Source organism: Lentzea sp. NPDC003310 (genome assembly GCF_040610935.1).
GTDB lineage: Bacteria > Actinomycetota > Actinomycetes > Mycobacteriales > Pseudonocardiaceae > Lentzea.
The window spans coordinates 1-13,421 of sequence record NZ_JBEXNC010000036.1; the positions used below are offsets into that span (position 1 = coordinate 1).

Annotated in this window: 13 protein-coding genes and 6 tRNA genes; 10 read left to right on the forward strand and 9 right to left on the reverse strand. The window is 64.2% G+C overall.

Annotated elements, in window-relative coordinates; translation table 11 throughout:
- The first annotated feature begins 466 nt into the window (after positions 1-466).
- Positions 467-1,042 carry an ATP-binding protein gene (locus ABZX02_RS42775; protein ID WP_355307654.1) on the forward strand — a complete coding sequence of 192 codons (576 nt, stop codon included), beginning with the start codon at positions 467-469 and terminating at the stop codon, positions 1,040-1,042.
- A gap of 80 nt (positions 1,043-1,122) precedes the next feature.
- Here the strand turns inward: ABZX02_RS42775 and ABZX02_RS42780 are convergent, their stop codons facing one another.
- The 5 genes from ABZX02_RS42780 to ABZX02_RS42800 form a co-directional block, all read right to left on the reverse strand.
- The gene (locus tag ABZX02_RS42780; protein WP_355307656.1) at positions 1,123-1,341 is read right to left on the reverse strand and encodes a hypothetical protein; all 219 of its coding nucleotides are present in this window, start codon (positions 1,339-1,341) and stop codon (positions 1,123-1,125) included.
- Positions 1,342-1,363: 22 nt separating this feature from the next.
- Positions 1,364-5,818: a pentapeptide repeat-containing protein gene (locus tag ABZX02_RS42785; protein WP_355307658.1), complete on the reverse strand. Its 4,455-nt coding sequence runs from the start codon at positions 5,816-5,818 to the stop codon at positions 1,364-1,366.
- 51 nt (positions 5,819-5,869) lie between these two features.
- Positions 5,870-6,379 carry a toll/interleukin-1 receptor domain-containing protein gene (locus tag ABZX02_RS42790; protein WP_355307660.1) on the reverse strand — a complete coding sequence of 170 codons (510 nt, stop codon included), beginning with the start codon at positions 6,377-6,379 and terminating at the stop codon, positions 5,870-5,872.
- 111 nt (positions 6,380-6,490) lie between these two features.
- Positions 6,491-7,045, reverse strand: coding sequence for a hypothetical protein (locus ABZX02_RS42795; protein ID WP_355307662.1), 555 nt, complete (start codon positions 7,043-7,045; stop codon positions 6,491-6,493).
- A gap of 248 nt (positions 7,046-7,293) precedes the next feature.
- Positions 7,294-7,818, reverse strand: a complete 525-nt coding sequence (locus ABZX02_RS42800) for a C40 family peptidase (RefSeq protein ID WP_355307664.1) — start codon at positions 7,816-7,818, stop codon at positions 7,294-7,296.
- A gap of 19 nt (positions 7,819-7,837) precedes the next feature.
- Here ABZX02_RS42800 and ABZX02_RS42805 point away from each other — a divergent pair, with 19 nt between their 5' ends.
- Positions 7,838-9,040, forward strand: coding sequence for a nucleotidyltransferase (locus ABZX02_RS42805; protein ID WP_355307665.1), 1,203 nt, complete (start codon positions 7,838-7,840; stop codon positions 9,038-9,040).
- A gap of 64 nt (positions 9,041-9,104) precedes the next feature.
- Positions 9,105-9,230 carry a hypothetical protein gene (locus ABZX02_RS42810; protein WP_355307667.1) on the forward strand — a complete coding sequence of 42 codons (126 nt, stop codon included), beginning with the start codon at positions 9,105-9,107 and terminating at the stop codon, positions 9,228-9,230.
- Positions 9,231-9,547: 317 nt separating this feature from the next.
- On the opposite strand, the gene ABZX02_RS42815 is transcribed toward ABZX02_RS42810, so the two are convergent.
- From ABZX02_RS42815 to ABZX02_RS42830, 4 genes are all read right to left on the reverse strand, one after another.
- Positions 9,548-9,619 (reverse strand) — tRNA-Val (locus tag ABZX02_RS42815).
- Positions 9,620-9,675: 56 nt separating this feature from the next.
- Positions 9,676-10,101 carry a TIGR02611 family protein gene (locus tag ABZX02_RS42820; RefSeq protein ID WP_355307669.1) on the reverse strand — a complete coding sequence of 142 codons (426 nt, stop codon included), beginning with the start codon at positions 10,099-10,101 and terminating at the stop codon, positions 9,676-9,678.
- Between the two features lie 22 nt (positions 10,102-10,123).
- The gene (locus ABZX02_RS42825) at positions 10,124-10,912 is read right to left on the reverse strand and encodes an anti-sigma factor (protein ID WP_355307671.1); all 789 of its coding nucleotides are present in this window, start codon (positions 10,910-10,912) and stop codon (positions 10,124-10,126) included.
- Positions 10,909-11,529: a sigma-70 family RNA polymerase sigma factor gene (locus tag ABZX02_RS42830; protein WP_355307673.1), complete on the reverse strand. Its 621-nt coding sequence runs from the start codon at positions 11,527-11,529 to the stop codon at positions 10,909-10,911. The genes ABZX02_RS42825 and ABZX02_RS42830 overlap by 4 nt, the downstream gene beginning before the upstream one ends.
- A 256-nt stretch (positions 11,530-11,785) precedes the next feature.
- Between ABZX02_RS42830 and ABZX02_RS42835 the strand changes: the two genes are divergently transcribed.
- From ABZX02_RS42835 to ABZX02_RS42865, 7 genes are all read left to right on the forward strand, one after another.
- Positions 11,786-12,211: an SsgA family sporulation/cell division regulator gene (locus ABZX02_RS42835; protein WP_030477975.1), complete on the forward strand. Its 426-nt coding sequence runs from the start codon at positions 11,786-11,788 to the stop codon at positions 12,209-12,211.
- A gap of 107 nt (positions 12,212-12,318) precedes the next feature.
- A tRNA-Gly gene (locus tag ABZX02_RS42840) sits at positions 12,319-12,391 on the forward strand.
- Between the two features lie 40 nt (positions 12,392-12,431).
- Positions 12,432-12,503 (forward strand) — tRNA-Cys (locus tag ABZX02_RS42845).
- A 1-nt stretch (position 12,504) separates the two neighbouring features.
- Positions 12,505-12,576 (forward strand) — tRNA-Val (locus ABZX02_RS42850).
- A gap of 204 nt (positions 12,577-12,780) precedes the next feature.
- A tRNA-Gly gene (locus ABZX02_RS42855) sits at positions 12,781-12,853 on the forward strand.
- 1 nt (position 12,854) lies between these two features.
- A tRNA-Val gene (locus ABZX02_RS42860) sits at positions 12,855-12,926 on the forward strand.
- Positions 12,927-13,217: 291 nt separating this feature from the next.
- Entirely contained in the window at positions 13,218-13,391 is a 174-nt protein-coding gene (locus ABZX02_RS42865; protein WP_355307675.1) for a hypothetical protein, read from the forward strand.
- Positions 13,392-13,421 lie beyond the last annotated feature (30 nt).

Here is a 13,421-nt window from a genome sequence, read left to right on the forward strand (position 1 = left end):
ATCGTGCCCGTCACCGCCCCGATTCTCGTCTGGGACCCTGCAACCGCCGCTGTCTGAAGCCCGGCACGTACCCGTACGGCGTCCACTCATCGGCATGAGCGTGCGTTCGGAGCTGCCAGATCCGGTCCTGTCGCCTGCTCCCGGAAGCACTAAGTGCTCACCTGTGCAGTGATCGCCGTACGCGTCCGTTCGCGGCCGTTGATCTGCGGTTTGACGCAGTTGAGTGCAGTTCAGGTCGGCTCGAGGACTCCTTCTGTGTGAACTATGGCCAAGAGGCCGCGCTGAACTGCGGAAACGAAGCTTCTGCAGGTCAGCGTGGGTTCGTTCAGGTCCATTAAGGACCGTTCTGGCACGTTCAGCGCACGGAACTGCTCCCAGTCTGCTCCCACTCCGTGCTCCCAATGCTCATCGGAGGTGTCCTGTTCACGCCGAGCTTGGCGTTGCACCCTGCCCGCCGACCTGCGAGATGATCGCCGCGGCGGTCACAGCGCACATCCGTGAGTCCGCTGACCTCGACTGGAAACTCGTCGTGATCCCCGCCAGCGAGATGTCCGGGCCGGGCGAGGGGAAGGCGATTGAGGAACAGCGCTGGGAGTTCGCGAAGGATGTCGCCGCGATGGCGAACACGCAGGGCGGACTGATCGTCTACGGCGTGCAGGACATAAAGGAAGAAGCCTGCGGCATCGAGCACGTCCCGCTCGGTGAGCGTGAGAGGCAACAGTTGGCGTCGTGGGCGAACACGCTGATCCGGCCATGGCTCAAGGGACTGGTGATCGAGGAGTTCCCGACTCCGGAGGACAGCTCGAGGGGGTTCTTGGTGGCGTCGGTGCCGGTTAGCTCGGACACGCTGCACGTTGTCGAAGACCGCGACAGGATGTCGAGTCCATACCGCGACAGCGCGCACACGTTGTGGATGAGCGAGTACCAGGTCGAGACCGCGTACCGTGCCCGGTTCGCGCGGCAGGCCGGCAGCGTCGCCGCTCTGGATAGGCAGATCGAGGATCGCAGCAGTATCTCGCAAGGGATACCGGTGCCTGGCTGATCGTGGCGGCGAGGCGGACGAGTCCGATACCGCAAGTGTTCAATGACCGGAGGCCGTCATTTGACCATTCACTACCGTCGTCACTTGAGGCTGCCGATCACGACGAGTTCGTTGGCGACCTCGGTGACAGTGGATCGTGCGGCGTTCAGCAACTCGTCGAGAAGTCGCAACCGGAGAAGATCCTCAACTGGTGCGGAGGCCGCGTTCTTTCCTCTCAGATGATCGTTGATCGCCTTGCTCAGGTGAGGTTGCACGATGACGACTTCGGTTCGGGTCGTGGAATCGATCAACTGCAGCACAAGCCGGAATGAGATGTAATCCCTAGGTGGCCGTGGTCGGAGCTGGCTTACTGTAGTAGAGCTCGAACGGCTCAAGGTTCAGAACGCGGTTCTGACTGTCGAGGCAAGCTGCTCGTATAAACAGCCATGCATCACCGGTGGTGGACAGCAACGTGTTCGTGAGTTGTGACCATGATGCCGTTGAGTTTTTGGCGAATGTTGCCATCAGCAGGTCTGGTTGTCCTGTGTCTGCTTCCCAGATCCGCGCGGTGCCGTCATCTCCAGCCGTGGCGAGTCGGGTTCCGTCCGGGTTGAACGCCACACCCATGACCCAGTCGGTGTGGCCGGTGAGGGTGTGCAGGGTTTCGCCGGTGGTCAGGTCCCAGATCCGCGCGGTGCCATCGATGCCGCCAGTGGTGGCGAGTCGAGTTCCGTCCGGGCTGAACGCCACCCTCGTGACCGAGCTGGTGTGGTCGGTGAGGGTGTGCAGGGTTTCGCCGGTGGTCAGGTCCCAGATTCGCGCGGTGTCGTCGATGCCAGTGGTGGCGAGTTGGGTTCCGTCTGGGCTGAACGCCACGTCCCGGACCGAGCCGGTGTGGTCGGTGAGGGTGTGCAGGGTTTCGCCGGTGGTCAGGTCCCAGATCCGCGCGCCGTCGCCGCCGGCGGTGGCGAGTTGGGTTCCGTCTGGGCTGAACGCCACGTCCCGGACCGAGCTGGTGTGGTCGGTGAGGGTGTGCAGGGTTTCGCCGGTGGTCAGGTCCCAGATCCGCGCGCCGTCGCCGCCGACGGTGGCGAGCCGGGTTCCGTCCGGGTTGAAGGCCACACCCGTGACCGAGCTGGTGTGGTCGGTGAGGGTGTGCAGGGTTTCGCCGGTGGTCAGGTCCCAGATCCGCGCGCCGTCGCCGCCGGCGGTGGCGAGCCGGGTTCCGTCCGGGCTGAACGCCACGTCCCGGACCGAGCCGGTGTGGCCGGTGAGGGTGTGCAGGGTTTCGCCGGTGGTCAGGTCCCAGATCCGCGCGGCGCCGTCGTCGTCGGCGGTGGCGAGTTGGGTTCCGTCCGGACTGAACGCCACACCCGCGACCGAACCGGTGTGGCCGGTGAGGGTGTGCAGGGTTTCGCCGGTGGTCAGGTCCCAGATCCGCGCGCCGTCGCCGCCGACGGTGGCGAGCCGGGTTCCGTCCGGGTTGAACGCCACACCCGCGACCGACCTGGTGTGGTCGGTGAGGGTGTGCAGGGTTTCGCCGGTGGTCAGGTCCCAGATCCGCGCGCCGTCGCCGCCGACGGTGGCGAGTTGGGTCCCGTCCGGGCTGAACGCCACGTCCCGGACCGAGCCGGTGTGGTCGGTGAGGGTGTGCAGGGTTTCGCCGGTGGTCAGGTCCCATATCTGCGCGGTGCCGTCGATGCTGGCGGTGGCGAGTTGGGTTCCGTCCGGGTTGAACGCCACACCCGTGACCGAGCTGGTGTGGTCGGTGAGGGTGTGCAGGGTTTCGCCGGTGTCTGTTTCCCATATCTGCGCGGTGCCGTCGTCGCTGGCGGTGGCGAGTTGGGTTCCGTCTGGGCTGAACGCCACACCCGTGACCGAGTCGGTGTGGCCGGTGAGGGTGTGCAGGGTTTCGCCGGTGTCTGTTTCCCATATCTGCGCGGTGCCGTCGTCGCTGGCGGTGGCGAGTCGGGTTCCGTCTGGGCTGAACGCCACACCCGTGACCGAGTCGGTGTGGCCGGTGAGGGTGTGCAGGGTTTCGCCGGTGGTCAGGTCCCATATCTGCGCGGTGCCGTCGATGCCGCCGGCGGTGGCGAGTCGGGTTCCGTCCGGGCTGAACGCCACACCCATGACCCCGTCGGTGTGGCCGGTGAGGTACTGCAATCGGGTTCGGACGGGCGTCTGCGGGGTCGGTAGATCATTGCCGCTGTGGACGTGGCGGAGTTTGTAGGTGTTTGCGCCGGTCAGGTCTGTCTTGTTCAGACGACAGTGGTGGAGGAACGCACCGGTGAGGTTAGTGTTGCGCAGGCTTCCGTCGACGATTGTGGTTTCGTGCAGTACGGCTCGCTCGAGGCGGGCATCCTGAAGGTTCGTGTGGGTGAGGTTGACTTGATCCCAGCGGGTATCCCGCACATCCGCTCCAACGAGCGTGGCGGCGGTGAACACGAGGGGGTTGGCCGCGGTACCGATGAAGTGCCAGCCCCGTAGCCGGGCACCGCTGAGGTCACTTCCAACCAGTGTGGGGTGTGGATGGTCGTGAGCGCGGGCATGGAGCGTGTACCGGAGCCACAGTTCGCTAGCTCCTTCCAGGTACGGCGTACGCCACCGGTTCAAGGTGGCACGGAGTGCCTCCTGATCGTCATCGTCGGTGATCAACTGACCGAGAAAGTCCAACGTCTCCGTCGATGGGATGGGCAGGTCCCAATCCTCACGGCGGTCATCACGTATCGCATCACAGAGATACTGGGCGAGGAAGTACTCGTGTATGGAACTGTGCGCGAACTGGAAGTCGGGACGGTCAGGTCCGCCATGGTCGCTGCGAACGACAAACGTGGCCGTGCGTAGATCCTCCTCGAGTTGGTCGCGGGAGATGCTCCCGTAGCGCCTGCTTAGCAAAGGATCAGTGGCGAGCTGTTCGTCGAGCCAGTCGTCGAGGTCGGCGCTGTCGACCCGCCGATCACCACGCCGCCACGACCAGGCGGCCAGTCGAGCCATCAGGACGAGCTTGTGGTCAGGGCGCAGGCGGTGCTTGCCGAGGTCTCGTGCCAGCCAGTCGCGAAGGACCTTCCTGTAGATCGTGGCCGCGTGCACCGGGCGCTGTCGTGATAGCCGGTCCTCGATGAACGGGATCTGCGCGGCGACCTTGGCCAACGTGTACGGGCGCTTGGCCAGGTCGGACAGGTCGTGCACCGCTCCCAACATGTCCATCACCCGCGTGACGTCCTCGTCCGGAAGTGCCTTCTCCATGTACCCGCGGATCTGCTCGTTGGTCAGCGGCAACAGCATCAGCCCGACGTAGTCTTCGGCGGTGGCGAGATCACGGTCGTGTTCGAGGAAATGCCTGGACTGTTCCCGCAGCGACCGGAAGTAGTGGGTCCGGCAGGACAGCAGAACCTTGGTGTCCACTCCGGCGAACGGTGCATGGACGGTGTCCTTGCCCTTCACACGGATCGGTCGAAGTTTGAGCAACTCGTGGGTGAAGGCAACACCCTGCGCCGTGTCGAGCCGGACCAGGACTTCGTCCAGGCCGTCGATGACGAACAGGGTCGGGACCGTCTTGGCCCGCGCGATGACCTCCTCGCCTGACGGTAGACGTGTGTCGCCTGACGCCCAGCCGTGGTTGATGCACTCGGTCAGAATCGTGGGCAAAGGCGGCACCACGTTGTTCAGGTTTCCGAGGCGCCGGAGGTCGAAGTACAGTGGTTCGGGCCGCGATTGGTCCCACTGGGCTTCTTGCAATCGTTCAGTCAACTCTTGACACGTGATCGTCTTGCCAGTGCCGTATTCACCTAGTAGTGCGGCCAGTGGGGCACTGTCCGGGTCTTGCGCCCACTCCACGAGGAACGCCACGACGTCCTTGATTCGCCGTTCCTGGTCGTGAGCGCCGACGGTCGTATCTGGATCCATGCCGCTGGGGCGGCCGTGCAGGTCGAAGAACTGGTCTCCACGCTTGTCCTTGAGCATGCGCCGGTCCTTCGTGCCCATATCGAGCAGCGGCTTCACGCTCACGCGGGCGAGCTGGCGGTGGATGTGCTCGACCAGACCGTTCACCCACCTGTCTTGGGTTGACTGGCTCCTCAACCCACTGAAAGGAACGCCTTGAGGAGTGTCCGGGTAGACGGTCCCGGTCTCGAACGCGCCGGCACGGGGACTTGTCGGCCGCAGCAGCACCGGCATCACCGTCGGGCCAGAGGAACCGCTGTAGGCATGCAACGTCTCGCCGAGCGCGGGTTGTGCGTACCAGGAATTGCTTACCGCGACGACCACCAGTTCGCTGCGCGCCACCTCGATGCGGAACTGCTGGTGCCGGTCGTCACCAGCCAGCACGTCCTTGTCGGACCGCCACACGGCAATCCCGTGCTGGTCGCAGCCCAACGCTTCGACCAGCAGGTCCCACAAACGCCCAGCTTTGCCGTCATCTGTCGTGGCGTTGCATAGCACAATCCGTCTCGGCCCGAGCACAGTCGCCTGCCGGTCCTCGATGAGCACGTCACGAACCGCCTCGTGCTCACGCAGAGGTGCTGCCGCGGCGTTGACGCGCTCAGCCCAGAAGCTCAGCGTGCGGCCGCGCGCGCCTGACTTCTTGGCGCCGTGAACCTGTATTTCCAGGTCCACGTGGTCGTCCGTTGCGGCGGCGTTCACCCGCTTGATCAAGCGCTCCAACGCTTTCGTTGCGGCTGCCGGACTTTGCTGGGTGAACAGCAAGCGCTGCACTTGTTCCACCGACAGCTCGTCAGCCGTTTGCATCGCATCCAGAAGCAAGTCGACCGCCTCGCGGTCAAGCGCTTTCAAGGACACCCGGAGCACCCTGGTACGAGCCGTGGTGTGAGGGATCCGTTGCATAGGGGATCACTGCTGCCTGTCATCGCGGATGGAATACCGCGTGAGCACGCGGTGCACCTCGGCCACCAGGCCGTTAACCCACGCGTCCCGCGCCGCCAACCCGCGCACTTCACTGAATGGTCGCTCATAGCCGTAGATCTGCTTGTTTTTCAACCCATGCCAGTCTGCCTGCTTGCTGACCTGCCGAAGTAGTAGCGGAACCACACGCTTGCCCGGGAAGTCGACGAACGCGGGCAGTTCGACGTCGGTTATGTACTCGCTGCCCAAGAAGGCGTTGCTCAACGCGACGATCCCGACCTCAGCCGAAGACAACGCGCTGTGGATCCGGCCGTCCCAGTCCTCGCCAACAAGAATTCCGTGGTCTGATCGCCAGAGCTGGAACTCATACACCCGGTCGATGGCTGTCGCGACGGCCAGTTGGTCCCACAGGCGAAGAACTAGAGCCTCGTCATCTCCCGCAAAGCTGAGGAACACCCGCACCAACGGCTTCCCCGACTTCCCCGCTTCGAGGCGCACCCCAGCTTCATTCGTGCTCATAGTGCCCCCGTTGCCTGTCGGTATGTGTCGCAATAAAGTCCGATCAGCGAAGGGTACTACACGAAGAGTGCGAGATGCGTACGACGAGCACTACCTGGCCTGGGCGACCCGAGAATGATCCGCCTCAGCCAGTAGACGTTGCTGGTCCCGCTTAAGGCGGAGGAAGGCTTCACGCACGTGCGTTACGAACGGAGTGCCAGGGTGGCCGATGAGGGTCACTTGGTGCATGCCGTCGGATTCCGCTGCCAACACGATCTCCAGCGAAGTCACGTGGGCGCAGAAGTCGCGCAGCGGCTGCGGAAGATCAGGCTCCACCAACAGGTCGGCATGGTTGACGATCAGATCACGCATCTGAAGGTTGACCGGCTGCAACGCCTGGTTCCTCCACCGCAGCCACTCGACGTCGGCATGAGAGGGCGTCCGATCCGCCTTGCCGGGCAACCCCGAACCCCGCAGAGCCTCCCAGATGCGCTCGTTGACCTCCACGAGCGCGTTCAACGGCCCGTACAACTCCCGAAGCTGGCTGTTCACCCTGGCAAGTCGAGCTTGACGACGTTCTTGTCGGACCTGAGCGCGCTGGTTGAGAACGAACACGAGAACCGCGACCAGCACGCTTGCGCTCGCGGTGATCACTGCTGCTGACACGAGCACAGCTTGCCCTAACTGTCGATCGGATCACCAACGGCCTAACGGCGACCGACAAGAGTTAGATCGCGCGCGGCCGCCTGCTCAGACTGCTGATCGAGCCATGTGACGGCCACCTGGTACGTCGCACGCTCGTCAGGTACGGCTCCCTGCAGCCCAACCGGCTCGTACGCTGCGCGGTTGCGGCGTTGAAGTAGGTGGCTGCAGGGAGCGCAGCATGCCGAGGTTTGGCCTTGAGAGTTCAGGACCTACAAACCAGACGTTGCTGTCGGTCGAGACGCTGCAAGGTAGTCGTCGCCGGTCCAGCGGTACGAGCTGACCTGCATGGGCTGGCCGAAGGTTGGCGCATGCACCATCTTCCCCGCACCCAGGTATAAACCGACGTGGTGGACGTTGATCGGTGTGCCGTAGAAGACCAGGTCTCCTGGCATGAGCGGGTGGCCGGCGGGGATGAGGGGACCAGCGTCGTACTGTGGCTGGGTGGTTCGAGGGATGGCGATCCCGGCAGTCCTGTAGGCGGCCGTGACAAGGCCTGAGCAGTCCCACCCGGTCTCCCCGTTGCCGCCCCAGACATAGGGCTCTCCGAGCTGGTCGCAGGCGAACGCGATCGCTTGGGCCGCGGCGTGATTCGGTGCCTGGATGTTGTCGCAGCTTCCCGTGCCGACCATGGCTTCGCTGTACTTCTTCGCCTGAGCGAGCACATCGTTTACGTACCAGTCCGCGTGGTTGTAAGCCCAGATCGCCTTGCGGATGTCCCGCTGGGCAGCGATCATCAATCGCCGGACGGAGATCGTGAAGGCGCTGAATAAGGAGTTCCGCGGCGTCGACAAGTCGACCAGGAACCAGTTGATGGTCGGCTCCTACGGTCGAGGCTCAGCGATCCGCGGCATCTCGGACCTCGACATGCTGTTCATCCTGCCTGCGAACATCCGGGATGCGCACAAGAAGGCAGACGGACCGGAGAAGATCCTCACTCGTGCCCGGACCGCCATCAAAGCGCGGTACCCGGACACGGAGGTCAAAGTCGATCGGCTTGTCGTGGTGGTCCAGTTCCAGAACTTCAAGTTCGAGGTGCAGCCCGTTTTCGAGAACGAGGACGAGTCGTTCTCGTACCCGGACACCTACTCGAAGTCGTGGAAGGTGACCAAACCACGTGCCGAGATCGAGGCGATCCGTGCCAAGGACGCGTTGAGCAAGGGGAACCTCAGGAACCTCTGCAAGTTGGTGCGTGCGTGGAAGAACGCGCACGGCGTCGTCATGGGTGGTCTGCTCATCGACACGTTGGCCCACAACTTCATCCGGGACAACGACGAGTACCACACAGCTACCCTGGTGTCCTACGGGTTGATGGTCCGCGACTTCTTCAAGTTCCTGTCGGAGGAGGAAGACCACGAGCACTACGCCGCTCTGGGGAGCGGGCAACAGGTCAAGGTGAAGAAGAAGTTCCAGAGCCGGGCCAAACGCGCTTACGAACTCTGTGACGCGGCGATCGCCGCAGAGGGCAAGACCGTCGCGAACAAGAAGTGGAAGGCCGTCTTCGGAAAGCCTGTCCTCAGCGCGGCCGCAGCTGCTGCGGCTCGTGAATCGGTCGGCTTCAAGGATACCGAGGAGTTCATCGAGGACAGGTATCCCGTGGACATCCGGCACACCGTGCTGATCGACTGCACGGTGTCACAAGACGGCTTCAGGCCGCAGAAGCTGCGAACCATGTTGCAGCGCCGGTGGCCGCTGAGGCCACGCAAGAAGTTGCTCTTCGCGATCGTTGAATGCGAGGTGCCGGAGCCGTACAAAGTCAAGTGGAAGGTCCTCAACCGCGGGCCCGAAGCCGAACGGCTAGACCGCGTTCGTGGACAGATCATCGACGCAAACCAGTCCACAGCACGGCGGGAGGAGACGAGCTTCAGGGGCGACCATTACGTCGAGTGCTACGTGCTCAAGGACGGCGTAGTTGTTGCGCGAAGCCATATCCAGGTGCCGATCGAGCCAGAGCAGTGAGATCTCACAGCTCAAACTAGGTTCCACCGATGTTTGCTCGTCTACCTGGTGTGCGACCCTATGGGTGCCGAGCAGCACGGAACGCTGGTTCAACACGCTGCGCGGCGAACTCCTGGACCGCACGCTGATCTGGAACGAGGCCCATCTCCGGCACGCGCTGAGGGAGTACGAACAGCACTACAACCCGTAACTGGGGGGACAAGGGGTCAGCCGTGATAGAACTGGCGTTACCGAGACGCCTACAGGCGACTTGATTCAGGCCTTAAGACGAGATGCTGAGTCAGACGATCTTGACGCGTGGTGACTACTTAGGTGGCGACGAAGAGGTCGCCACCAGTCCGATGAGCCTCAATTCGCTGACCTGCGGATTTGCGAATCTCGGTGACAAGACTTCGCGTGGATCTAGCGTTTTGGCGAGGACTTCTGCTCCCAATATGCTCCCACGCAACGCACGCGGGGTGTCGACGAAGATCGTCGACACCCCGCGTGACCTGGTGAAACACACTATGGGCGATACTGGGATCGAACCAGTGACCTCTTCGGTGTGAACGAAGCGCTCTCCCGCTGAGCTAAACGCCCGTGTTCTGTTGTCTTGCTGTCCCGCTCTCGCGGTGTGGCCATAGCCTACAACATCATCAACGAGAACCAAAAATCGGGCTCTGCAACCAGCTCCACTCGAGGCCGAACCAGCCGCCTACCAGCGCGAACACGTTGAGGAAGTAGCAGGTGACGAGGACGATGGCGCAGACGCCGGCCATCACGAGGCCTCGGACCCAGGACGGCTGGCGCTTCAGCCACTCGACCCAGCGGTCGTAGTAGCGCTTGGCGAACTTCAGGACGCGGCCCGCCCACTCGAACTCCGTGGCGAGGATGGCGAGGCCGGCGAAGACCACCAGCCAGCCCGGGCCGGGGTACGGGATCATGATGATGCCCGCGATCAGCACCAGGCCGCCGATCACGCCCACGCCGATGCGGTAGGCCAGGTTCAGCGCCGGGTTGCGGTGGAACCAGTGGCGCCAGCCCTTGTGCTCTTCTTCGGGCTTCACGTCGGGCTTCGTCATGTGTCGATCATCCTGTTTGGATTCAGGCGGGTGCAACCTGACCGCCCGCGAGCACCTCCGAGGGTTTCGGCGGGGCTTGGCGGCCTGGTTCGAGCGACACCGCGAAAGTCGTGTGCTTGTGCGCGTCGGCGGACCAGGCCAGCAGTCGCGGGTCGGTCGAGCCGGTGCTCACGTCGAACACCGCCAACGGTACCGGCGCTTTGGTGCTCGCACCCCAAACTACGTAAATGTGGCCCGAGTCGTTCGGTTTGAGGTTCGTCGGCATGACGGCGCCCTCGGTGGGGTTCGAGAGGACCACGGCCACCTCGTCTCCTGACGGGGTGCGCAGGACCGCCCTGTTCGTGGCCGGGTTGGCAGCCAGGGAGAGGGCCTTGTTCAGGTCGTCCGTGCGGTTCTGCGAGGCCGTCACCTCGGTGGAGAGTTGGTTCACGCGCACGCCGAGGTAGCCGCCGCCCGCGAGCACGGCCAGTGTCGCCGCGGCGGCCAGCAGGGTGCGGCCCGTGCGGCGGCGGTGTCGCGGGCGCAGCGGGATCGGGGCCGCGTGGCGCGGGGCGTGCTGCGGTGCGGCGGGCGCCTCCTGCGGGATGTGCTCGATCTGCTCCATCAGCCTCGCGCGCAGGCGGGGTGGTGGTTGTTCCTGGCGGACCGCGCCGCCGATGCCCGCCAGCACCTCCTGCGTGGCCTGCACGGTGCGCTGGCACGTGGTGCAGGTCGGCAGGTGGTCGCGGACCAGTGCTTCCTCGTCGGGCTCCAAGGAGTGCATCGCCCAGCCGACGGCGAGCTCCTCGTGAGCGCACAGGTCGCCGTTCACCGGTGAACTCCTGTCGTCTCGCCGGTCTCTCCGGCCCACAAGTTCCCCAACGTGCCTCTCAGGCGTCTTATCGCCGCGAACGTGCGCGATTTCACAGTCCCCAGCGGGACGCCTGTCAGTTTCGCCACCTCGCACTGCGTGTAGCCACCCAGATAGGCCAGCGCGATCACTTGGCGCTGTTCTTCCGGCAGTTTGTGCAGGGCTGCTCTGACCTCGGCGCTCACGACGCTGACCAACGCGGCGTGGTCCGAGCCTTCAGTGGGAGGGGACACATCGTCGGTGAGGGGAACAGTCCGACGACGTTGAGTGTTCTCTTTACGTACGGCGTCGACCGCGCGGTGGTGCACCAAAGTCATCAACCAGGTGCCGAAACTGCCGCGGGCGGGGTCGAACCTGGCGGGGTGCCGCCAGAGCGCGAGGAAGGCTTCCTGGACGACGTCCTCGGCCAGCTCCGGGTCCACGCAGATGCGCCTGGCCAGCGAGTACGCCGGTGTGCCGTACCTGTCGTACAGCTCGCCGAAGGCCGACCGGTCGCCCTGTGCGAGTCTGTGCACGAGCTCGAAATCGGTCGGTCGGCCGTCGCTCGTCGCAACGGGCGGGCCGGGCGAGTCAGCCACCAGAGATGTCCTCACGTCCAACATTCGCGCAACAGCCGGTACCGGGTTCAGGTTAGACCCAGCAAGATGGGGGTCGCTGAACGCCGGCTAACGAGCGAGGAGGCCACGGAACGCGTGCAAGCGATCGCGTAGTGGAGTCGAGCTGACCCGATGGGGTGATTAGAGCCGGTTTCCTGAGCGTTCCTCGCCACATGCACGTCACAACTGAGGTGCTCGGTCGTTTCATTGACCGGGAAGGGAGAAGAGGGTAACGACGATGCGCAACGATCACGTGACGCTCCGCTCGACAGCGGTCTTCGACCTGCTGGCGCCGAGGACCCCCGCGGTCCCGGTTCAGGTGGAGCTGCGATACGACACGAAAGACCCGTACGCGGTCGTCGCCGCGTTCCGCACCGGCCGCGCCGGTTGGGTCGAGTGGGTGTACGCCCGCGACCTGCTCGCAGACGGACTCATCGCCGACGCCGGCGACGGTGACGTCCGCATCCGCCCCGCCGCCGACGACCCCGAGGTCGTCGTGATCGAGCTGAGCTCGCCGTCCGGGCACGCCATGTTCGAGGCGTCCGCCCAGGAACTCGCCGACTTCCTCGATCGGACCTACGACGTCGTCGTGCCGGGCAACGAGCACCTCTGGGTCAACGTCGACGAGGCGCTCACGCACCTCATCTCGAACGACCTGAGCTGAATAAACCGAGGTAGGGGGCCCGCGCAGGCGAAGCGGGCACCCCCGGTGAAACCGGGTTGCACCCCTCGTATAAGCTTCGTTTCAACATCATGAAGTCAGTGATGTACGCGGATGTAGCGCAGTTGGTAGCGCATCACCTTGCCAAGGTGAGGGTCGCGAGTTCGAGTCTCGTCATCCGCTCTGTGGTTCCACGGCGTTCGCGTCGCGGGATCATGCTCCTGGCGGAGTGGCCGAGTGGCTTAGGCAAGGGCCTGCAAAGCCCTGTACACGGGTTCGATTCCCGTCTCCGCCTCGGACGATTAGCTCAGCGGGAGAGCACTACCTTGACACGGTAGGGGTCACAGGTTCAATCCCTGTATCGTCCACGGTACTCGGGGCGAGTTGTGTTCGCGGAAAGCGCGAACCGGCTCGCCCCGTTGTGTTTTCCGGGGGTGCAACCCCAGACCCCGCCCGGAGGGCTCCGCCCCCGGCCCTCCGAGATCGGTCGTCAGGTTCGAGATCAGCCGATTTGGAACTTCGGGGGGCGGTCGGATAAAGTTCCTCTCGCGCCACGGGAAACCGGGGAGCACGCGGATGTAGCGCAGTTGGTAGCGCATCACCTTGCCAAGGTGAGGGTCGCGAGTTCGAGTCTCGTCATCCGCTCGGACGATTAGCTCAGCGGGAGAGCACTACCTTGACACGGTAGGGGTCACAGGTTCAATCCCTGTATCGTCCACTGCACAGCGAAGAAGGCCCCGATCATCATGATCGGGGCCTTCTTCGCTGTGCGCACTTCTTCTGATGGGCCAGCGGTGGGATTGTGGCTGATGGGGGAGATCAAGAAAGCCGGGAAGTGATCAAGGGCGGCGTCCGCGAGGACGCCGCCCTTTTTGCGTTTCCTGGTTGACCGCTTTTGTGGCAACAGGAAACGCCTGGTCAGAGGCTTTTCCAGGACGAATGCTCGAAGGGTGCCCGCAGAGAGCGGGCGAATCCGGAAATCAATTCCGTCACCTTCGGAGGATTCGCCATGTCCAAAATCGTGTCCACTGTCGCGGCCGGCGCGGCCACCCTGCTCGCCGCGATCGCCGTCGCCGCCTCCGTTTCCGGTGGTGTCGCGGCCAACGCCGAGGGCAACCCGCCGCCTCCCACCACGACCACCACGGAAACGCAGGACGGCGGCGGGAACGTGTGGCACGGCTGACGTGCCGTGAAATCGCCCCGGCCTATTTCG

Coding starts and splice junctions, on each gene's coding strand:
- ABZX02_RS42775 (WP_355307654.1), top strand. CDS start 467: ATGATCGCCGCGGCGGTCACAGCGCACATCCGTGAGTCCGCTGACCTC.
- ABZX02_RS42800 (WP_355307664.1), bottom strand. CDS start 7,818: ATGATCGCTGCCCAGCGGGACATCCGCAAGGCGATCTGGGCTTACAAC.
- ABZX02_RS42820 (WP_355307669.1), bottom strand. CDS start 10,101: ATGACGAAGCCCGACGTGAAGCCCGAAGAAGAGCACAAGGGCTGGCGC.
- ABZX02_RS42835 (WP_030477975.1), top strand. CDS start 11,786: ATGCGCAACGATCACGTGACGCTCCGCTCGACAGCGGTCTTCGACCTG.
- ABZX02_RS42865 (WP_355307675.1), top strand. CDS start 13,218: ATGTCCAAAATCGTGTCCACTGTCGCGGCCGGCGCGGCCACCCTGCTC.